Annotated in this window: 11 protein-coding genes, 3 pseudogenes and 1 CRISPR repeat array; of the genes and pseudogenes, 6 read left to right on the forward strand and 8 right to left on the reverse strand. The window is 39.6% G+C overall.

The window, feature by feature from the left end:
- Nucleotides 1-261, reverse strand: a pseudogene (locus tag EO98_RS19175) (transposase); the annotation flags it as partial.
- Nucleotides 262-455: 194 nt separating this feature from the next.
- A pseudogene (locus EO98_RS09945) lies at nucleotides 456-1,037 on the reverse strand (IS1634 family transposase); the annotation flags it as partial.
- A 59-nt stretch (nucleotides 1,038-1,096) separates the two neighbouring features.
- Here EO98_RS09945 and EO98_RS09950 point away from each other — a divergent pair.
- Together EO98_RS09950 and EO98_RS09955 are read left to right on the forward strand one after the other, a co-directional pair.
- Nucleotides 1,097-1,912, forward strand: a pseudogene (locus EO98_RS09950) (cation diffusion facilitator family transporter); the annotation flags it as partial.
- Between the two features lie 46 nt (nucleotides 1,913-1,958).
- Entirely contained in the window at nucleotides 1,959-3,527 is a 1,569-nt protein-coding gene (locus EO98_RS09955; RefSeq protein ID WP_235283538.1) for a saccharopine dehydrogenase NADP-binding domain-containing protein, read from the forward strand.
- Between the two features lie 967 nt (nucleotides 3,528-4,494).
- Here EO98_RS09955 and EO98_RS19180 read toward each other — a convergent pair.
- Nucleotides 4,495-4,761 carry a hypothetical protein gene (locus EO98_RS19180; RefSeq protein WP_156164104.1) on the reverse strand — a complete coding sequence of 89 codons (267 nt, stop codon included), beginning with the start codon at nucleotides 4,759-4,761 and terminating at the stop codon, nucleotides 4,495-4,497.
- Nucleotides 4,762-4,824: 63 nt separating this feature from the next.
- Here EO98_RS19180 and EO98_RS09960 point away from each other — a divergent pair, with 63 nt between their 5' ends.
- A complete protein-coding gene (locus EO98_RS09960) occupies nucleotides 4,825-5,775 on the forward strand; it encodes a phosphotransferase (protein ID WP_235283537.1) in 951 nt (316 codons plus the stop codon).
- Nucleotides 5,776-5,787: 12 nt separating this feature from the next.
- On the opposite strand, the gene EO98_RS18455 is transcribed toward EO98_RS09960, so the two are convergent.
- Nucleotides 5,788-5,958, reverse strand: coding sequence for a hypothetical protein (locus EO98_RS18455; protein ID WP_156161104.1), 171 nt, complete (start codon nucleotides 5,956-5,958; stop codon nucleotides 5,788-5,790).
- Between the two features lie 37 nt (nucleotides 5,959-5,995).
- Between EO98_RS18455 and cbiZ the strand changes: the two genes are divergently transcribed.
- A complete protein-coding gene (gene cbiZ / locus EO98_RS09965) occupies nucleotides 5,996-6,601 on the forward strand; it encodes an adenosylcobinamide amidohydrolase (protein ID WP_048139248.1) in 606 nt (201 codons plus the stop codon).
- 653 nt (nucleotides 6,602-7,254) lie between these two features.
- Nucleotides 7,255-8,619 carry a tetratricopeptide repeat protein gene (locus tag EO98_RS09975; protein WP_048139244.1) on the forward strand — a complete coding sequence of 455 codons (1,365 nt, stop codon included), beginning with the start codon at nucleotides 7,255-7,257 and terminating at the stop codon, nucleotides 8,617-8,619.
- Nucleotides 8,620-9,755: 1,136 nt separating this feature from the next.
- On the opposite strand, the gene EO98_RS09990 is transcribed toward EO98_RS09975, so the two are convergent.
- The 4 genes from EO98_RS09990 to EO98_RS10010 all read right to left on the reverse strand — a co-directional run bounded on the left by EO98_RS09990 (nucleotide 9,756) and on the right by EO98_RS10010 (nucleotide 18,513).
- Nucleotides 9,756-10,235 (reverse strand): hydrolase, encoded by a 480-nt coding sequence (locus EO98_RS09990; protein ID WP_048139240.1) that lies wholly within the window; start codon nucleotides 10,233-10,235, stop codon nucleotides 9,756-9,758.
- A gap of 143 nt (nucleotides 10,236-10,378) precedes the next feature.
- A CRISPR array of direct repeats spans nucleotides 10,379-15,231; the repeat unit is 37 nt; unit sequence GTTTCAATCCTTGTTTTAGTGGATCTTGCTCGCGAAT.
- Between the two features lie 381 nt (nucleotides 15,232-15,612).
- On the reverse strand, nucleotides 15,613-16,125 hold the full coding sequence (locus EO98_RS10000; RefSeq protein WP_048133209.1) for a metal-binding protein: 513 nt from the start codon (nucleotides 16,123-16,125) through the stop codon (nucleotides 15,613-15,615).
- Nucleotides 16,126-16,707: 582 nt separating this feature from the next.
- Nucleotides 16,708-17,337, reverse strand: coding sequence for a GNAT family N-acetyltransferase (locus EO98_RS10005; RefSeq protein WP_048136983.1), 630 nt, complete (start codon nucleotides 17,335-17,337; stop codon nucleotides 16,708-16,710).
- Nucleotides 17,338-17,859: 522 nt separating this feature from the next.
- Nucleotides 17,860-18,513, reverse strand: coding sequence for a hypothetical protein (locus tag EO98_RS10010; protein WP_048136981.1), 654 nt, complete (start codon nucleotides 18,511-18,513; stop codon nucleotides 17,860-17,862).
- A 1,074-nt stretch (nucleotides 18,514-19,587) separates the two neighbouring features.
- Here EO98_RS10010 and EO98_RS10020 point away from each other — a divergent pair.
- Nucleotides 19,588-21,225 (forward strand): ABC transporter substrate-binding protein, encoded by a 1,638-nt coding sequence (locus tag EO98_RS10020; RefSeq protein WP_235283431.1) that lies wholly within the window; start codon nucleotides 19,588-19,590, stop codon nucleotides 21,223-21,225.
- The last annotated feature ends 339 nt before the right edge of the window (nucleotides 21,226-21,564 follow it).

Here is a 21,564-nt window from a genome sequence, read left to right on the forward strand (position 1 = left end):
CTCTTCGCTGAATGTTTCGTAGAATGACTTTTCCTTATGGATATTGAGATTATCCGTAACCAGTCGGATGACTTCAGCTTCAGAATAGTTTTCGGTAACGAGACTTTTCACGAATTGTGCAAAATCCTTCATTGTTCTCCTTGTGGTTACCTGAGTCATCCTTTTTCCTGCTTTGAATTCTACCGCCACGAATACATTTGCTGTTCCATTTCTGACATATTCGTAATCATATTTTTCTGGACTTCCAGGTTTCATTGGAACCCAAATTTGACAGATTCCACTAATTAGTACAGTAGATTCTTACAAAAAACGCATTGCATCGGCACAGCACATTTAGGAAAAATGAAAATATTTGAAAATCAAAAGACACACGATGGAACTTTGAACTGTATGGGGAAAACAGAAGCATGAAGCCCATTTATACATAATAAAATGTATGCTTCTGTTAAATTAGGGTTATATGTATCAGAAAAGTGCTCCAAATTAAGAACGTTTCCTCTATTCACCGTAACTCCAATAGGTATGTTGATGGGTTCAGCAAGTTCACTAATTCCAACTGTTATCTGTAGCTTATCAGGCCTGTGATCTCGGCTATATCCGTATTTTCCAAGTTTGGATTTAGTCCCGTAAAGGACTACACTCATCCAGTCAAGGTTTATATTCGTATCTTCAAAACCATATACGGAAAATAGAGAATCCAGAATATCAGAGAGAATTTCCTCTCTGTTACGCCCTAAGAGTTCAAGAGTTCTGTAAAGAACTCTTTCATGAAACCTTTCAAGATTCAATATCTCGAGAATTTCTTCCTGATTTAACCATTTACCAGCTTCTTTGATACTAAAATTCTCAGTCAGCTTGTAGCTTAACAAACCGATTAGTAAACTATTGAGATCAAGACCCTTGCTTTTATGTTTGCCAAAAATATCACCGAAATTAAGCTTTTCATAAAAGAGTTGGACGGCAAGGATCGAGCCGATAGAAACACATATATTCTTGTTAGGAATTGTAGGGAATGCTCTCTGTTTTGTGATGTTCATTTGACCGAATTACACAAAATAGAGAGCACTTATTTTTACTTAACTGTCAAACTCAGGTTATAGGGCTGATGATTACAGCCTTTCTGCAGATTTTCATTGTTTATATTTCTGGTAGTGTTGCCCTTCTTGCCGATACCATTCACAACTTCGGCGATGCATCTACAGCAATTCCTCTTGCAATTGCCTTTTCTCTGGCAAGAAGAAAACCAAGCAAATGCTTTTCCTACGGATACGGCAGGGTAGAGGATCTTGCTGGTGTGATCATTGTTTTCCTCATTCTCTTCAGTGCGGCAGTTGCGGGTTATGAATCCCTGATCCGTTTCTTAAACCCTCAGCCTGTAGAGCACTTGTAGGCTGTAGCTATTGCCGCAATTATAGGTAGTATCGGAAACGAGGTTGTCGCCCAGTTCCGGATGAAAGTTGGAAAGGAAATAGGGAGTGCAGCTCTTATTGCAGATGGATACCATGCCCGAGTGGACGGATTGACCAGCCTTGCAGTCCTTATAGGAGCAGCAGGAGTCTGGATGGGGTATCCGATTATTGATCCGTTCATTGGAATGTTAATAACAACAACCATTCTCAAAATAGTTCTTGATTCGAGCAAACTCGTATTTACCCGCCTTCTCGACGGCGTTGAGCCTGAAGTTATCGACAAGGTAAAAAGTATTGCTGAAAGTGTTGAGGGTGTTTTTGAAATTACGGACCTCAAAGTCCGCTGGATAGGGCACAGGCTCCATGTAGAGATCAAGGCTTTAGTTTCACCTTCGCTTTCCGTTGAAGAGGGGCATGAAATTGCCAGTGCCGTAGAAGAAAAGCTCCTGGAGAATTTTTCCTACATTTCCAGTACCACTATACATGTAGGCCCTTTAAAAGCCTGAGATGAATATTGTTACAGCGGGACTAAAAATCCAGAAATGCAACATGGAAAAAGATGACTATCTTTATCCCACGTACTTCCGCTCAGATTTTGAGGAGTCAGGTCGCATTATTGCGAAAGGTATATGCGAAAAGTTATATCAATGTCTTGCGTTTACGAATCCTATGAAAAAAAAGTTTTCCAATAAAATCCTCATTATAGGTTATGGCTCAGTTTCACAATGTACCCTACCCATTTTACTGGACAAACTCGATGTTCCGCTAGAAAACATTACCTTAATTGATTTTGAAGACAAATCAAAAGCCCTGAAAAAATATACTAATCAAGGATTAAGATTTGTCTGTGAAAAGATTACCCCTACAAATTTGGATCAAGTTCTGTCACAATATATGGAAAATGAAGGCTTGATCATTGATCTTTCATGGAATATCGGTGCTAATGACATCATTAAGTGGTGCCATGATCACGATGTATTGTACGTTAACACTTCGGTTGAAGTATGGGATCCTACTGAGGATTTTTTGACTCGAAGTCTATTGGAAAAATCTCTTTATTTAAGGCAAATGAGATTGCATGAACTTTCCCGTGATTGGAATGATTCACCAACTGCTGTTGTTGACCATGGCGCAAATCCTGGTCTGATAACTCACTTCGTAAAGCAAGGCTTGCTGGATATTGCCGCCTGCACCTGTGCTGATAAGAAAGTCTCTCCTGAGGATGAACAGGAAATTACCCTCCTTGCAAAGAACAGGGATTTTGCCCGCCTGGCTCAGAAACTGGGAGTCAGAGTGATCCATTGTAGCGAGCGAGATACTCAAGTAGCAAACCGGGCAAAGGAAGTTAATGAATTCGTAGGGACATGGAGCATTGAAGGATTGAGAGAAGAAGGAACAGCTCCTGTTGAAATAGCCTGGGGAACGCATGAGAGCAAACTGCCGCCCCTGGCACATATACCTTCTTACGGACCGAAAAATATGATTTTCTTGCCCCAGATGGGCATGAATACATGGGTCAGATCGTGGATACCGGATGAAGAAATTGTAGGTATGGCGATCCGTCATGGCGAATCATATGGCCTTTCAAAACTGTTAACTGTTCGGAAAGATGGAGAGGCGGTCTATAGGCCTACCGTACATTATGCTTATATGCCCTGTCATGATACACTTTCCTCTCTTTGCGAATTGCGAGGCCGGAATTATGAGCTTCAACCCAAACTCCGGATTATGACAAATGAAATCGTATCTGGCGAGGATATAATAGGGGCACTCTTGATGGGCCATTCTTATAATTCCTGGTGGACCGGGAGCTCATTGAGCATTGAAGAGGCCAGACCCCTTGCTCCCGGTCAGAATGCTACTACTCTTCAGGTAGCTGCAGGGATTGTTGCTGCTATACTCTGGATGCTTGAAAATCCGCGAGAAGGCATTAAAACACCTGAGGACTTGCCTCATGATTTTGTCCTGGATATTGCCAAACCGTATCTTGGAAAATTTATTTCCACACCTTCGGACTGGACGCCGCTTAAAAATCGCAAAATATTTTTCAAAGAAAATCCAGCCGGGAAACACAATCATGATCCATGGCAATTCGAGAATTTCCTTTTCGTAAATTAATCCTTGGTAAACTACCCCTCCAGGACAGACTGATCTCTGTCAAGGAAGGGGTAGAAAAGTAATTTACCTGTGTTCTCAATGAACTGGATACAAAAGGACCCAAAAAGGATACAACTATTTTCCTGAAAAATTTAATCCTGGATACATGCCCGAAGAGGAGAGGAAAATAAACTGCTGGATACATGTAAGCCTCTATGAAAAGATTCAGAGTTAAGTCTTGCAGGAGTTCGTACGTTCGAATCGAACCTCTTGCACTAATTTATATTTCTTTTTCTTGGGATTTGACTTTCAGGTTTCAGCCAAAATCTTTTCCGGGTTGTTTTTCAGAATCTACCTTTATATCTACATCCACATGTGCCCCTGACTTGTTCCCTATTTTAGAAGCTATCAGAATTTAATTGTTTTTTCCGAAAAAGTAATTTCAAGCAAAGAAAAGAGATAAAAAAAGATATTTAATTGGGGTTTTCCCGCCTGATTGCACATTTCAGGCGGGAGGTCTGTTCACACAATTAAGTAATTATAATAACATCTCTCTAAATATATAAATATTTGTATGTAGTTGGACTTAAGATCTGGTATCTAAGGATTTCGTGAGTTCGGATCACAACCCTCTGAATCCCAAATTCAGGGCTAAAAAGATCTCGTTCGTTGTTTTTTCCTATCAAGTGATGAACAAATTCCCTAAACTTAAAAGAACAGGATGTTTGTGCGCCATATGACCCTGAAACACAGGAGTGGCTTGTCAGAAAAGCAATTTTCTCCAGGTAAATGGGCTCTCAATTGGTGTGCAACAGGCTGCCCGGCTGAAGAGCCATTTTTTTCAATCCGTCCTCGGGCTGGAAGAAGGTGTTGATTTCCGGTAATAAAAGCAAAATCTGCAAACGATTCTTGATAATTTCTTATATCTGGTCGACACCCTTCAAGCATGAATATTTTTTAGCTGAGAATCAATGAATGAAGCTTTGTATCAGATTTCCGGAGCTTCGCTATCAGGTATTGATTCAAGTCCGGGTCCATTAGATTTCCAATAGTATTTGATTCTGTACTCAGAACCGGATTTCAAAGTATCCTGTTGAACATAATACCATGAACCTGCTCGGAGGTATTCATCAAAAATACCTGAAGGACTTGTAACCGAGCGGGTTTGTCCAGTGGGAACGTTCACAACGAAAACGAGTTTTTTGGAATCAACCTTTGTCCAGACTACGACGATATCCGTTATTGAACAATGCAAACATTTTTTTCAATATGCCAAATAATTTCAGGATACAAAACAAAATGAATGCTGGGAGATTTCTTGGCATCCTTTGAATACGTCAGGACTGTAAAACCCGGCCATGTTTTCAGGGACTGGCTTATCGAGGTGCTCGGGGATAGGATACGGAACAAAAACTGTGAAGTCCGTATCTTTGAACTCAGTCATGCATCGCACAGGGTCTGCAGATATGAATTTAAAGGGGAAGAGTTCAGTGTTGTAGCTAAATTTTTTGCAATACCCACGGGAATGATCAAAAAATACGATAGTTATGTTTTTATGAAAAAGGAATATGAATACCTTAAAAAAGCCCGAAAAATAATTGACGTCCCGGAACCGATCGCAATACATAACGATTTTTGTTGCGTCCTGGTCAGCAAATACGTATCTGGAAGGTCTTTATTCTGGTATTTTGAGCACGGAAAAGAGCCGAAGGAAAAGTTAGAACTTGTGGCAGGTATGCTAAGAAAGCTTCATGAAAATACGCAGACATATTATGATAAAGAGAATGAATTTTCAAAATTTAATTATGTTTTGAAACATCTCAAAATAGACCGGCATGAAAAAGAAAAGTATAAACATCTGCTTGAAAAATGGCGGCAGAGTCCTCTGCTGGACAGAGAAAGCGGCTGTATTACCCACAATGATTCCACCCCTGTAAACTATATATTCCATAGGGGGAGACCATTTCTTCTTGATTTCGAACTGGCATCCCGGCATGGGCATTTCGCATGTGACCTCGGGATACTTTGCGCCGAGCTAAAGCACTATTTTGCGCGGAAAGGATCGAGTCAGAAGGCAGAGCCATATATTCGCCATTTCCTGAAGCATTACAGCAGAGATGAAGAAGAATTTCATAAAATAACCAGGGTTATCCCATTTTACATGGCTTATGGCCTGCTGAGAATTGCCATATTAAAATGGAATGCACGTTACAGAAAGTATCTCCTGAGAGAAGCAAAGAACTGTCTGAAAGCAATAGAGAAAATGTAACACGCTCCCCCGCTAAACTTGTGATCCGCCGACTTCATTTTCCAAACCTTCCCCCCAGATTTGATAGGGAAGTATTATCCTTGAAAGTATTATCCTTGAAAGTATTATCCTTGAAAGTATTATCTCGGGAAGTATTATCCTTGAAAGTATTATCTCGGGAAGTATTATCTCGAGAGGTACCATTAAGCATATTATCCTCTGGAAAAAACGTGATCATTATATGCGATACTACGTAAAAGACAGCACTCTTGTAATCGAAGGCGATTTCGAAGCCGTGAGCACAGGCTTAAATGGTGGCCGCGCACGGGTAAACCATCTTTTCAACAAACAGGTACCAAGGACTTTCAACCCTCCAGACCCACGGGAATTCGTAAAAGAAGAAGCCCTGAAACTGGGACTTGAAACAGCCAATTTCGGCCTTCTTACAGCTGTCAAAATGGAATACCTCCAGGTCGTTGAAGATGACTATCTAACAGCCTTTATAACCGCTGGCGTAAGCAACGGCTCGGAATTCAGAGCAAAGGTAGGAACCATAAACATAATTCTAATCTCAAAAGCAAGACTATCTGAAACAGCTCTCTTCGGCGCGATCATCACAGCAACCGAAGCTAAAGGGCTTGCGCTTCTTGAAAAAGGATACACTTTCCTGGGTACAAATACGGATGCCGTAATCGTTGCCTATGAAAAGGGCTCCTCAGGGTCTGATCCTGGAAATCAGGAACATCAGGAAATCCCTTATGCAGGCTCAAGTACGGAGTTTGGAAAACAGATTACTGAAGCGGTTATGAGGGGAGTTAAAGTAGGGCTTGAGCTGAGGGGAGAATAATTAGCTGTTGTACATGAAAACTACCTTTTGCTGATCTAAAAATGGTATAAAAGAAATGTCAGATAGACAGGCTATCTTACATTATCGATCTACGTTTGAAAAAACAAAAGCCTAAAAAAACAGCAATTTTTACTTCCATTAAATTTAGAAGAGTTTGTTCCTGAAAACCATATTATGGGAATGGATACAATTATCCTGATCCCTTATTAACCGAAGATGCATGAAATGAATATGGATTTTCATAATTCGGGTCTAGGTTTATATAAGGGTGCATTTAATACTGGGCTTTACCTCTTTATTTTACAGGAGAATTATCTACCATATCTGCTATTTTCGGCTTTTCCGGAACTGCCGCAAAGGTTTCTTCTCGTTTCCGGATCTATATCGAATATCTTCCGCTTGAAATGGATTAACAGGAATTGGTTAGCAGGAATTTGTTAGCAGGAACTGGTTAACAGGAATTGGTTAACAGGAACTGGTTAACAGGAACTGGTTAACAGGAACTGGTTAACAGGATCAGTTTGAAATACGAGAACGGAGTTTGAAATTAGATTTCTCGGAGAATTTGCCGCCCATCAGGGGAGGTTGGGTGTGTACCTAATTCTCATTGCAAAAAAGAGTTACTCTAAACTTAATTACACGGGACCGATACTATGGCAAATGATTTTAATAAAAATAAAGGCAGGACAGGCAAGACAGGTAGGCCAGACAGAACAGGCAAGACAGGTAGGCCAGACAGAACAGGCAAAACATGTAAGACTGGCAAGACAGGTAGGCCGGACAGAACAGGCAAGACATGTAAGACTGGCAAGACAGGCAAAACTCCCCTGAAAGGTGGAGGCCGGGCCGATAATGCCAGTGATACAGCGTATGACCGCCGAAATAAAGCACTTGCTCCTTATGATAAAGCCCTTCAAAAAAATCCTGAGGATGCAGCCGCCTGGGCAGGCAAAGCCGCAGTGTTTCTAAGGCACAGGATGTACAGTGATTCCCTGAAAGCCTTTGAAAAAGCTCTTGAAATCGAACCTTCAAATCCTGCCTACCTCTACGAAAAAGGTTTCGTGCTCCTTCAGCTCAAAAGGGATGAAGATGCTCTGAAGGCTTTTGACAGGCTGCTTGAAATAAAGCCTAACAGTGACAAGACCTGGAACCTTAGAACCTCAGTCCTTTGCAGGCTCGGACAGCACGAAAAAGCCCTTGAAGCTTCTGAAAAAGCCCTTGCTGCCAATCCTAAACTCGCGGGTGCATGGAACGCAAAAGGCTCAATTCTCGTTGACCTTGGCAGATACGAAGAGGCCATAACAGCCTACGATGCCGCCCTCAAAATAAACCCGGACCTCTCCCGTGCCTGGGAAGGCAAAGCTTTTGCTCTCTACAACCTGGACAGGCCTGTGGAAGCCACAATAGCCTATGATGCTGCTCTCAAAATAAACCCGGACAATGCAAAGATCTGGGTCGGAAAAGCAATGGTCCACCTCAAGCTCGGCAAACATAAAAAAGCGCTTGGGCCCTGCAGTCAAGCCATTTTAATAAAGCCCGATCTTGCGGAAGCCTGGTACTGCAAAGGCATGGCTCTCGCTGGTCTGGAAAAAGGTGAAGAAGCCCTCGGAGCCCTTGATAGAGCCATCAGGATCAATCCGGACTATACCGAAGCCCGAAAAGCCAGAAATTCCTTAAGCTCAAAACTCGGATTCGATCTGGATGACGATGAAGACGAAGATGAAGATGAAAGAGAGGAGGGAAGGCCGGAAGTCAGGAAGAGCGTATGGACAAAAAGGGAGCCAACAAGCGAGATAATTAAGAAAAGTCGGGGATACGGAAGAGACCAGAGAGGAGAGGGGCCTAAGAAGAGCGAATGGACGAGGAAAGAACCAAAAGAAGAGAAGACTGAGAAAAGTTGGGGTCAGGGAAGGGAGCAAAGAGGAGAGCAAACTGGGAGAAGTGTACGGACAAGGAGAGGACCAAAAAGAGAGGAAACTGAGAAAAAAGTGGGTAGAGGAAGGGAGACAAAGAAATAACTTTCAATCCTTCTATATTTTGGTTAGTTGCTTAACCACCTGTTTATAAATGACTGGTTAGTTGCTTAACCACCTGTTTATATGTATATGGTTAATCTGCTTTACAAAACTAAAAAGTAAGTCCTCTCCTTCAGGGGCAAGATTCAGGTTTTACGGGGGTTCAATTCTTTTTTAATATATTTTTTCTGCCATCGGCCAGGAGAAAGAGTTTCTTGCACTCCGGTTAGTGAAATCTATTCTACAGTTATATACCAGAAATACCAGAATTCTTTTTTTGGAGAAAACGGATTGAATTAGAATCACTGAAAGCACGGAAAATACGGAATAAAGAACGTATCTGAACAGAGATTTCCGTGCTCTTCTGTGTTCTCCGGTTGATATATTTATATTCACATCTAATTCTTTAGATGGATTTTTATATATTGAAGTCTCTTCATCCAGAAAATTAGCCCAATTCCATAAGTTTGCAAAAATTTCTTTGATGACCTGGAAGGTGATCTTACGCTTCAAAATGTGACTCAAGTGTGTGATGTAAACTGCTCAAAGGAAAATCCTTTAGGGCATGGTCCGAATGTTTTGTTAAACATTTTTCACGAGATGGAATTTAATAGCCCGCTGTATTACTTTACTCTGCCAGGTTTCACTCTTGTAGCAGTCGGGTTGTATATACACCTTAATCAGGTACAAACCTTTTATCCTGATGGAAACTTTAATCTCGAGACTGCTGTTTTGATGTTGCTGCTGACTTTCATCGGGATTTTTATGGCTTTTACCGGAATTCTGCTGCATTCGATAGCTGGTTTGATCAGATATAAAATGAATAACCCGTGAAAGCTTGCTAATTCATTCAAATTATTTCCTGCTGCAGGCAATCGTGGAGATTATGCTTAAAATGTAAGTTCAATGCGATTCAAATAAAGGGGAAAACATAACCTTATCCCCTTTTATCCGGAAAATTACTTTTGAAAAATAAGACTTTCTACTATCTAATGGACTATTTGAATTTAAGGTGAAATTTTTTGTGTGGGAAGCCCCAGCTCAAGAGAACTATTTTAAGTACATTTCTTTGCTAATTTCTCCTAAAGATAATACATGGAATATATGCAAACCGGTAATATTATCACTCGATTTTTATTTTAAACTTCAGCAACGATAACAACATAATTTTTCCCGTATTTTTCAGCACAGTCCGGACAGGTAGTGTACCACATATACCATTTCTTGATTTCGAGCCCTTTGCCTTTTACATAGCCTTCAAAGTCCCCGCACCATTCTCCTGTTTTTTCGAAATTCCCTTCATACACTTTGCTCAAAAACTTCCCGCTCAGGGTCACATTTTCAGCCCCATCGACCTCTCTGTCAACAGCCAGATAGAGGTCCATATTGCTTTCAGAGGTATGGTCCGACAGGCAGAGCCAGTCAGGCATTTCCGCACCAGCCCTGGCAACTTTCTCGTTCATCCTCATTATTACTTCCCCGAAGTTCAGGGGCATGTAATTCTGTGTGGTAACGGAATCCCTGATGAACCTTTTATTGTTCCAATCAAAGACTTTTCCATCCCAGGGGGCGGGATCAAACGGAGGGCAACATTCCGGAGTTTCGGTTTCGCTGGTCATGGCTATTCTCCCTGTTAGAGAATAACTTCTGGGGTTATTTTAGGTTTTTGGTTTTGGTGAGTTTGGGTGGAAACTTGGTTCTTGTATTAGTTGGAGCTACTTCTCGACAAAGAATGAATGTTTTTTATCCAGTTTCCACCGAAGTTTCAATCCTTGTTTTAGTGGATCTTGCTCGCGAATGAGATTGAACTGCCGCCTACCCCATCAAATTCAGGTTTCAATCCTTGTTTTAGTGGATCTTGCTCGCGAATTTTATAGAAGGCTTGGTAAAACCTTAGGGTCTTAGTTTCAATCCTTGTTTTAGTGGATCTTGCTCGCGAATATTCAATTTTGTATGTTTTTGTCTTGGCTCTTAGCAATGTTTCAATCCTTGTTTTAGTGGATCTTGCTCGCGAATTATGGCGATTTTGAAGGCGAAGGCTTCATAACCCTAGAGTTTCAATCCTTGTTTTAGTGGATCTTGCTCGCGAATCGTCTTCATCGAACGGGGTTCCCTTCGTGGTTATTGTCAGTTTCAATCCTTGTTTTAGTGGATCTTGCTCGCGAATACTGGTCTATGTTCATTTAAGATGGTTTTACAGGTGGTTTCAATCCTTGTTTTAGTGGATCTTGCTCGCGAATGATCATAGTATAGATTCGCCCGTTATACTGCTTCTTGAGTTTCAATCCTTGTTTTAGTGGATCTTGCTCGCGAATTTTTTAAGCGTGTTGGCGGTTTTGCGTACCATGTTGTTGTTTCAATCCTTGTTTTAGTGGATCTTGCTCGCGAATTGCGTATGTGTCGTCTGCACTCCATTTCATCGAGCCGGTTTCAATCCTTGTTTTAGTGGATCTTGCTCGCGAATAATGAGAACGCCGTACGAGTCAAGCGTTTTGGTCCGAAGTTTCAATCCTTGTTTTAGTGGATCTTGCTCGCGAATTGTATGGTGGAGTGACTGCAAAACCCTCGACCAAGTTTCAATCCTTGTTTTAGTGGATCTTGCTCGCGAATGTTGAAATGTTTACAGAGATTGCAAACATCACTAGTTTCAATCCTTGTTTTAGTGGATCTTGCTCGCGAATCACGGTGTACGGTTGGAGAAGTGGGTTCTTTTCAATGTAGTTTCAATCCTTGTTTTAGTGGATCTTGCTCGCGAATACAAGCAATTGATTTTGCAAGAATTGATCTGAACAGTTTCAATCCTTGTTTTAGTGGATCTTGCTCGCGAATCTTCTCGGGAAGTACATGATAGGAGCCAAACAGGTCCGTTTCAATCCTTGTTTTAGTGGATCTTGCTCGCGAATAATTCGGTACTGTAGCAGCAGGGACACACCAGCATGTTTCAATCCTTGTTTTAGTGGATCTTGCTCGCGAATTATATACATTCCATTTATAATCCCCCGTTTATTCTTTGTTTCAATCCTTGTTTTAGTGGATCTTGCTCGCGAATTATCCGTTAAGTCCATACATAGTCACCCCTATGTCGTTTCAATCCTTGTTTTAGTGGATCTTGCTCGCGAATAATTGGTGATTAGTGATGTATACAGATGGAGTTTGTTGTTTCAATCCTTGTTTTAGTGGATCTTGCTCGCGAATCCCCCGAAGAATAAGAGGAAGAAGCCGCACCACTAGGGTTTCAATCCTTGTTTTAGTGGATCTTGCTCGCGAATATGATGATAATTTCCTGCCGGTTGATTGTAATTGTTTCAATCCTTGTTTTAGTGGATCTTGCTCGCGAATCTAACTCTTTTCCAGTGATGGAAATGATGAGGATGTTTCAATCCTTGTTTTAGTGGATCTTGCTCGCGAATTAATCCCCCGTCCTGATATACCGATACAAAAAATGTTTCAATCCTTGTTTTAGTGGATCTTGCTCGCGAATTATTATATCAAATTTGAATAGTTTTGAATAATTAAGTTTCAATCCTTGTTTTAGTGGATCTTGCTCGCGAATTCCGGTGTTTTCGAGAAGGATTTTCCCTTTTTTATTGTTTCAATCCTTGTTTTAGTGGATCTTGCTCGCGAATGAATCCGTGTATCCTACATGTTTTACAAGGGGACCATCGAGAGAAGTTTCAATCCTTGTTTTAGTGGATCTTGCTCGCGAATATTTTTAGGGATTGATAAACATGACAGGAAAAAGTTTCAATCCTTGTTTTAGTGGATCTTGCTCGCGAATCCTCCGGTGAAAGTCCGTCAGTGGCAAATTCCTAAGTTTCAATCCTTGTTTTAGTGGATCTTGCTCGCGAATAACTCTTTTCAATATTCATTAAAATTCAACTCCCATTGTTTCAATCCTTGTTTTAGTGGATCTTGCTCGCGAATATCCCCCGTGAATGGGCAATGGGTTGTACTCAATGGTTTCAATCCTTGTTTTAGTGGATCTTGCTCGCGAATGACTCTATACTCCATTACTTCAAACTTCTTAGAGGGTTTCAATCCTTGTTTTAGTGGATCTTGCTCGCGAATCAGGCTGCCATCCGAATTCAGAAGTTTGTCCTGTGAGTTTCAATCCTTGTTTTAGTGGATCTTGCTCGCGAATAGAAGGATTGTGAACGAAGCAAGATTACAGGAGATGGTTTCAATCCTTGTTTTAGTGGATCTTGCTCGCGAATATGGGAATCCCCCTGAAAGGATTGAGGACAAAATGGGTTTCAATCCTTGTTTTAGTGGATCTTGCTCGCGAATAGTGTCATAGTAGGCCTGATTATGAAAGCAAAGAGTTTCAATCCTTGTTTTAGTGGATCTTGCTCGCGAATAGAGTAAGAAAAAACAGAAGAAAAGAGATGTGGATGTTTCAATCCTTGTTTTAGTGGATCTTGCTCGCGAATCGGTTCATACTCGGATGCTAGGTGAGAGGCATGGGTTGTTTCAATCCTTGTTTTAGTGGATCTTGCTCGCGAATTGTGGATCTCTGGAAAGCAGGCAACTTATGATCCGTTTCAATCCTTGTTTTAGTGGATCTTGCTCGCGAATTTCCTGGGCTTTTCCTTCCTGGGCTGATCCTGTTGTTGTTTCAATCCTTGTTTTAGTGGATCTTGCTCGCGAATTTTCGAGTTCTCGTTTTTCGCCACACACACAAGGCATGTTTCAATCCTTGTTTTAGTGGATCTTGCTCGCGAATATTATCCAATCCATCAAGATATTTCCCTGTAAGAAAGTTTCAATCCTTGTTTTAGTGGATCTTGCTCGCGAATATGAGAGATAACATGATATATATGGTGTATGCGAGGTTTCAATCCTTGTTTTAGTGGATCTTGCTCGCGAATGCTTCTGATGTCAAAGTCCTCTTTTGTCCGTAGTGTGTTTCAATCCTTGTTTTAGTGGATCTTGCTCGCGAATTAGATAACATAACATATACAATTTAATATACATACGTTTCAATCCTTGTTTTAGTGGATCTTGCTCGCGAATACTATCCGACAAATATGATTTATGTGACAAAAGCGGTTTCAATCCTTGTTTTAGTGGATCTTGCTCGCGAATGTAGCGGAAAGTGTAGAAACATTCAATGGTAAGATGTTTCAATCCTTGTTTTAGTGGATCTTGCTCGCGAATATCTCATTTATGGCAATAACAAGCAAACAGACCGGTTTCAATCCTTGTTTTAGTGGATCTTGCTCGCGAATTTCCCGGAAATCAAAAAGGCTCTTGAACTGGGATAGTTTCAATCCTTGTTTTAGTGGATCTTGCTCGCGAATCAAATTCACCGATGCCTATTCTAAGTACAAGTCTGAGTTTCAATCCTTGTTTTAGTGGATCTTGCTCGCGAATCTTTTCTGTCAATATTATAAGTCCTCACTAACTCGGGTTTCAATCCTTGTTTTAGTGGATCTTGCTCGCGAATGCGAAGAAACGGACTTCTAAAAGGAGATGATCTTAATGTTTCAATCCTTGTTTTAGTGGATCTTGCTCGCGAATGGTTCAATGGCGGATTATCCCAGGGTGTCGTTTGGTTTCAATCCTTGTTTTAGTGGATCTTGCTCGCGAATTGTGATTTTTATTTTTCCAGTCATGTTCATCAATCCTGTTTCAATCCTTGTTTTAGTGGATCTTGCTCGCGAATATGTTATTTATAGTTTGTTATCTACACTACAGTGTTTCAATCCTTGTTTTAGTGGATCTTGCTCGCGAATAAAGCTGGATAAGAAAAAAGATCTGGAAAAGTCACAGGGTTTCAATCCTTGTTTTAGTGGATCTTGCTCGCGAATTTAATAGCTCCACTTGTTACAGTCCCGTTTCCAAGTTTCAATCCTTGTTTTAGTGGATCTTGCTCGCGAATGCTCTTTTGAATCTACAAAAGAAATATTAGAAATAAGTTTCAATCCTTGTTTTAGTGGATCTTGCTCGCGAATAGTATGGAATGTATCAAGAGCGCGATAAATTGTATTTGTTTCAATCCTTGTTTTAGTGGATCTTGCTCGCGAATTGCTATCTCTATATAGTTCTTCAAGAAATTCCATCGGTTTCAATCCTTGTTTTAGTGGATCTTGCTCGCGAATTTAATAGCTCCACTTGTTACAGTCCCGTTTCCAAGTTTCAATCCTTGTTTTAGTGGATCTTGCTCGCGAATCCAATTTTGCAAGGCAAGCTACCGACCCCGGCATTAGTTTCAATCCTTGTTTTAGTGGATCTTGCTCGCGAATCTGTGATTTCCGCAAGCAGGAAACTCAAAGACAAATGTTTCAATCCTTGTTTTAGTGGATCTTGCTCGCGAATATTCGAACCTGTGACCCTCTGATGAGTTCGTTACTCTGTTTCAATCCTTGTTTTAGTGGATCTTGCTCGCGAATGTGATTATTTTTATTATGTATGGAGTCAAAGTCTTTATGTTTCAATCCTTGTTTTAGTGGATCTTGCTCGCGAATTCTCACCTCTCCGTCCCTGATGCTTTCTACATACAGAGTTTCAATCCTTGTTTTAGTGGATCTTGCTCGCGAATAAATATATATCATTAATGTATAATATAGAGAGACAATGTTTCAATCCTTGTTTTAGTGGATCTTGCTCGCGAATAGGGCAAAAATTTCCGGCGTTTGGCCAGAAAAGGCTTGAAATGAGCCCATTTTCTGGGCTAAAATTCTTGCTGGAAAATTATCAAACCCTTTATAAATACAAGAAAATCAGGGTTTTTGATGGTTTGGAAACATCTGGAAATATGCTTTTCTTTCTATTAAACTTTTGTTTTTAATTATCGGCTCATGTTAACAATCAATGATCAACCTAACGCAAAGCCCTACTATAAGAATAAAAAAGAGTAAAAGAGTAAACATTATATCCCATCGACAACCGCCTGACATGGCATTCTATAAAAACTGACTAAAAAATATAATCTAAAAAATAGAATGTAGAAAATAAAATGTAGAAAATAAAATGTAGAAAATAAAATGTAGAAATTTATGATTTGGTGGTGCGAATATTTTTTAGTTTCTTTTTTATTTTAGTGGATTTTCTTTTTGCTTTAGTGTATATTATATCTGTAACTATGTGTGCTTCAATAGAAATAACGATTCCAGTTAATAATGAAATAATATATTTTGTCGGGATGTTAGTAATTTCTAAGTTGAACAATTTGACAACTGGTGCTATGATGAATAAACCTACAGTTGAAATTATTATGATAGGGCCTAATAACGGATGGTGCAATTTTCCACGGTGCTTACAAATTTTTTGATAGGGCCACCAGATATATTTAAGAATTCCCCATCTTCTGAAGGGATCACTTTGAATATCCAGATCAGGACTGAGATAATACGTCCCAAATATAAGTGCAAATGAAAATATTGCTATAGTGTCAAATTCAATATATTCCGGTGGAATATTCGATTTTATATAATTTATATGTAAACTTAGCAATATACCAAGCAGCAGCGTAATATTTACTTTTATATGAGTTTTTCCATTAGGCATTCCGAACACCGTTTTTAAAACTGGAGAACGTGTATAATACTCACAAAACCTATTCCATGAAACCGATTCATATAAGTCCTCATATTTTATAAAACTTTTTTATATATTTTGTTATCTAGTAGGTGATAATAGTTAATATTTAATTCGGTCGTTGCCGTTGGATTTTTACTAAATGGATTTTAGTTCCAAGTCCTATTTGGCAGGTATTGCTCACGAATTTGCAAATCCCATTCCAGTATATCCACGTTGTGTACTATGAAATGAAAATTTCATATCAGGTGCCACAGACTTTACTAATAAAACAATAAAGACGCTGAAAACGGTAGAAGATTAGAAAAATAAAGGGAAAATGGTGGTGCCCAACTACTATTACTGAGGTGAGGGGTTTGACTATTCCTGCTTTTAGTGGGCTCCGGTCGCAGACCGACCATCAAGAGCCCAATAACGCCTGTTGAGGGCCGACCAGCACCTGGCCAGCGATACCGGCACTTGCCAGCTAGAATAGAAAAACCTACTGTATTCTTTTTTCAATTTTGGCTTCGAATAAGGTTCAAAAACTCTCAAGCTTGAAACAATAGCAATTTACTGAATGAGGCCTTTTTTATTGCTTGAATTTCCAGGCCGATTGATTGCATTAACCATGCTCACAAAATTTGTACCCGCTTGCTTCAACTTTCCTCTTACAGAATAGCCATGTTTTTGATATAATTTTAGAGCTTCTTTGTTCTCGGGTTTAACAATCAATGAGGTCCTGGAAATGCCAAGTTTATGAGATTTGAGAGTTGCTGCCTTTAGCAATCTGCTCCCAACCCCACAGGCCCTGTACTGTGGATAAACGGCAAGTGAATCTATATAATATTCCCCGGGCTCTGCCTCTTTTGTTTTTAACATGGGAATTACTTTTCCGCGGTAATCCGCGGCATTGGATTTATATAATTTAGGGAGTTTTTCTACCAATAATTTATTCAAGCGCGGAAAATGGTCTGAGGGAAATGACAAAACTAAACCTGCGATACCATTACGTCCCTCGGCAACATCTATATTTTGATAACTCAAAATATTATCAGGCTGTTTATAGAACTTTTTAATAACCTCTTGCACAGCCTTCCGATTAGTAGAACCCGCCAGCACATAAGCACACTCTTCCCAGGCCATACAGATTAATTCTGCCGCTTCATCAGCATCTTCAATTTTGGCCTGTCGAATAAACATAATTCTCAAACCTCCATAAATAAAGTTAAATCTTATAGTTTCTTATTTTATTTCTGTCCTTTTATTTCTGTCCTTTTATTTCTGTCATTATTACAGTTGATATTTACATTACTTTTTTTCACTATTTTTTCATATTTTTTATTCCTTTCTCGTTACCTCTATCTTTTATTATTATTCTCACATCTTTTATTTCAGTATAAACTGTCCAAAAACGAATTTTCTTCAAGAAGGCGATGTGTCTATTTTTCTGTACAATCACAGATTTCAAGAAGTAAATGAATAGGAAATCCCACATCCGAAGAACCAAATTTTATACAATCTGCAAAAAATTGACTTTGAATTTACAGCAAATTCGTGACACTGCCTCAAAAGACACTATATCTGCAAGGGCTGGCATACAGAAAAATCAAGGTCTGACAGAATTGTGCATGATTACCTAAGGCATACACACTTTTTTTGTTGTAAACCAATTTTATACAAATCGTTTAGACAAATAAATGACCTTTTAAGAAAATTCCGTGTTCATCTCTCCTTAGTTACAAAAGCAGGATACTGGTCTTTAGACAACTTTCTTGTAAGCTTCTCAGGTTCGAAGTCATAATATTTGGGGATATACTCAAAGCGCAATTTTCCGTTTTCCAGATGGAACCTTACTTTTGCATCAAAGGCGACCGGGCGATAATTATCATTGTCTGCCGGCATGTCCCGGTACAGTAATTGCTGCTCTTTCCAGCTTAATTGGCTGTTTTCAAGTTGCAGATCATATACGCCGTAAGCAATTCCTTCCATCGTATGCTCACGGACAGTGGACGAGGCTAGCCTCATTATTCCGGTTATCCTGGAGGTACTTTTGCGTTCTGCCAGTTCGTATCGAAATACGCTTACACCGTTAAAATCTTTTTTAATTGCACCCCGTTTTCTATCCGGGTCCAGGATATATATTTTTTCGCGGGTGACGGTGGTCATGTCAAAGCGGAAGCCGTGTTCGGATAGCACTAAATTCGAAAAGAACATTTCATCGGAATAAACTCCTTCCAGTTTGCCTTCTTCAAGCTGATAAACCACTTCATCTGTGATGAGTTTTTTATCGATTACATGGTCTTTTAGAAAATCGGTTATTTTTTTATCAGTGCCACAGCTCTGGATAAAGAGCTCTTCTGGAGGCGTTGTATTCATAAATGTTTCACCTGAGTTTTTTGATTATGAAGAATAATCTACCTTATGTCTTTTATAAGTTCTTAATTTGGCCGTCCTCTTCCAAACATTTCAATATCTCAGGAAAAGGTTTAGAAAACGTATGATCTGGAAAAGAAAATATAAGATACAGGATCAGATTGAAAAATAGGGTTTTGTAAAGGTTATTTTAAGACCTCTTCCATACAAACCATGCATTTCTGCATGTGATCCGTCTGTATGGAAGTGTCTTTTACATTGAGCTAAATCAATGTTTGAAGCAATTTACTATACGTGTTAATACCTTAAATATGCTGTTATAGAGCCTATCCCAAAACCAACTTTTATTTCCAAATTCATAGAGTATCAAAACCAATTTCCTGATCAACAGCTCTAATAATTATTTCGAAATTGAGTTCAAAGAAGTGATTTTTGAGTTTTGGGATCAGCTCGTAAGAAAACACTGTATTAATTAGTGGAGTTTATCAAATTAGGGTTAAAATTCAGAAGCAATCGTAAAAAAAGCTGTATTGTAGAGTAAAACGTTGCTATCCAAAAGAATGAAAAATCGGTTTTCTTCAATTTCATACCGGATACTTGCAAAGATAGTAAGTTTCAATCCTCGTTTTAGTGGATCTTGCTTGAGAATTTTGTTATTGATTGCGAAAATATGCAGGCGTTTGAGTTTCAATCCTTGTTTTCTTGTTTTGATCGCCAAAATTTCTACTTATTTTCGGCACCTGATGTCTACAGCTAATTAAAAACCTACAACAAAATAATTTATCATCTCTTGTAATACTAAATTGCATAAAACAAACATTTTAGTAACACCTTTTTTTAGAAACGTATATATAGTAAAATGGTTTTACTCTACTATTAATAATTATTATTTAATATGTAATACTTTTCTTATATTTTCAGTCACAATTGTAATATTCTATACCGGGTCTTTCCAGTCATTACAACACTGGTTCAGGAATTTCTGTCAAAAGAATTCCGGACTCTAATAACAATCGAGGAGGAGTTTAGATTAAGAAAAACCAGCAATATTTGCTCATAGGCTCAATAGTCATAATTATGGCGGCTATTGTTATTGTCAGTTCTATGTCCGGTCCTGCTTCAGATTCTGCGTTAGATGACCCGGCTTCCCAGGTTTCGGCGGAAATGGAACCCCGGGGGTCTGGAGAACTGGTAAGTTCCCAGGGGTCTGACGAACTGATCGCAGCCGTAGGGACTCACGGCGGAGAACCGGAAGTGGGCTTTAACCCGATTACCGGCTGGGGTTATAACCGTGAACCTCTGGTCCAGAGCACTCTTTTCAAAAAGGACAGTAGTGCAAATCTGATCAATGATTTAGCTACAAATTATACGGTTAGCAGTGACGGGTTAAAGTGGACTGTTACAATAAGAGACGACGTTAAATTCCATGATGGAGTGCCTTTAACAGCTAAGGATGTGGCATTCACCTTTAACACGGCAGCAGATGCCAGTAGCAGTGTGGATTTATCCATGCTGGAAAAGACTGCAGCAATTGAAGATTATACTGTTGAATTTGACTTGAATGACCCTCAGGCTACCTTCATCAATAAACTCGCAGTGATTGGCATTGTCCCTGAACATGCTTACGATGAAAATTACGGTCAAAATCCAATAGGGTCAGGCCCATACAAATTTGTCCAGTGGGATAAAGGGCAGCAGGTAATCTTTGAAGCAAATCCGGATTATTATGGTCAGGAACCGTACTTTAAAAAGATAACCATGCTCTTTATGGGATCAGACGCTGCTTTTGCGGCGGCCAGGTCCGGACAGATTGATCTGGCTGAAATTCCTGCTTCATTCGCCAAACAAACCGTAGATGGAATGAAAATAGTATCTCTTGATTCTATTGATGCTCGAGGAATAAGCTTTCCCCTGCAAGCAAATACCGGTGAAAAAACTGAAAATGGCTACGCAATCGGAAACAATGTAACTTCTGATATTGCAATAAGAAAAGCCCTGAACATCGGAATAGACAGGCAGGCGTTAATCAATGGAGCATTAAATGGGCAGGGCAAAGAGGAATTCACGGGTGTGGATAAATTACCCTGGGGAAATAAGGAAGCTATTTTTGAAGATGGAGATCTCGAAGCAGCAAAGAAAATCTTAACAGAAGCCGGCTGGGAAGATATTGATGGCGATGGCATTGTTGAGAAAAATGGATTAAAAGCCGAATTTACTTTGCTATATACTTCCAATGCGCAGGAAAGGCAGGCATTAGCTGTTTCTGTATCTGAAGAAGCAAAAAAATTGGGTATAAACATTAAAGTCGAGGGTAAAAGCTGGAATGAAATTGACACCCTTGTTCATTCAACTCCGGTAGTCTTTGGTTATGGTTCGCTGGATCCAACTGACGTATACTTAAGATACTACAGCAAGAGCTACGATCCTTCGAATTACAACAATGTAATTATGTACAACAATTCTGCTGTGGACAACTACCTGAGAACAGCTATAACCAGTTTTGATCAGGATACTGCCAATGAAAACTGGCAGCTGGCTGCCTGGGATGGGACAACAGGCTTTTCAGAAAAAGGAGATGCTACATGGCTGTGGATGGCAACCATTAATTATGTCTTCATTATGGATGACGACCTGGATATCGGAACTCCCAAAATACAGCCTCACGGTGCAGATATCTTTGGTAGCATTCTGGAATGGAAACGCACAGGAAATTAAACAGGGAGTTGAATTCCTATTTCAAATCCCATTTTTTTTCTTTTGAATTTCGTGTGAAACTCTGAAAAACTGCTCAATCTTGAGATGGAAGCTGTTTAGTATTGTTACCTTTTGATATTGTTACCTTTTGATATTGTTACTTTTTGATATTGTTACTTTTTGATATTGTTACCTTTTGGTGTTGATAACTTCCTGAATATTCCGAAATCGTTATAATTTATTCTTATTTTCAGCATCCAATAGTTGCAGCTGATAAAAATGCTCTTAAAATAAATAATACCTCTCATTTAATGATACGATATTCCATAAAACAAATGTTTTAGTAACACTTTTTTTTAG

Origin of the sequence: Methanosarcina sp. 2.H.T.1A.6 (assembly GCF_000979455.1) — an archaeon.
Lineage (GTDB): Archaea > Halobacteriota > Methanosarcinia > Methanosarcinales > Methanosarcinaceae > Methanosarcina.

Bases quoted from the DNA above. Each gene is read 5' to 3' on its own strand.
- EO98_RS10010 (WP_048136981.1), bottom strand. From the start codon at position 18,513: ATGAATACAACGCCTCCAGAAGAGCTCTTTATCCAGAGCTGTGGCACT.
- cbiZ (WP_048139248.1), top strand. From the start codon at position 5,996: ATGCGATACTACGTAAAAGACAGCACTCTTGTAATCGAAGGCGATTTC.
- EO98_RS09955 (WP_235283538.1), top strand. From the start codon at position 1,959: ATGGAAAAAGATGACTATCTTTATCCCACGTACTTCCGCTCAGATTTT.
- EO98_RS09990 (WP_048139240.1), bottom strand. From the start codon at position 10,235: ATGACCAGCGAAACCGAAACTCCGGAATGTTGCCCTCCGTTTGATCCC.
- EO98_RS18455 (WP_156161104.1), bottom strand. From the start codon at position 5,958: ATGGTACCTCTCGAGATAATACTTCCCGAGATAATACTTTCAAGGATA.
- EO98_RS10000 (WP_048133209.1), bottom strand. From the start codon at position 16,125: ATGCCTAATGGAAAAACTCATATAAAAGTAAATATTACGCTGCTGCTT.
- EO98_RS10020 (WP_235283431.1), top strand. From the start codon at position 19,588: ATGGCGGCTATTGTTATTGTCAGTTCTATGTCCGGTCCTGCTTCAGAT.
- EO98_RS10005 (WP_048136983.1), bottom strand. From the start codon at position 17,337: ATGTTTATTCGACAGGCCAAAATTGAAGATGCTGATGAAGCGGCAGAA.
- EO98_RS09975 (WP_048139244.1), top strand. From the start codon at position 7,255: ATGGCAAATGATTTTAATAAAAATAAAGGCAGGACAGGCAAGACAGGT.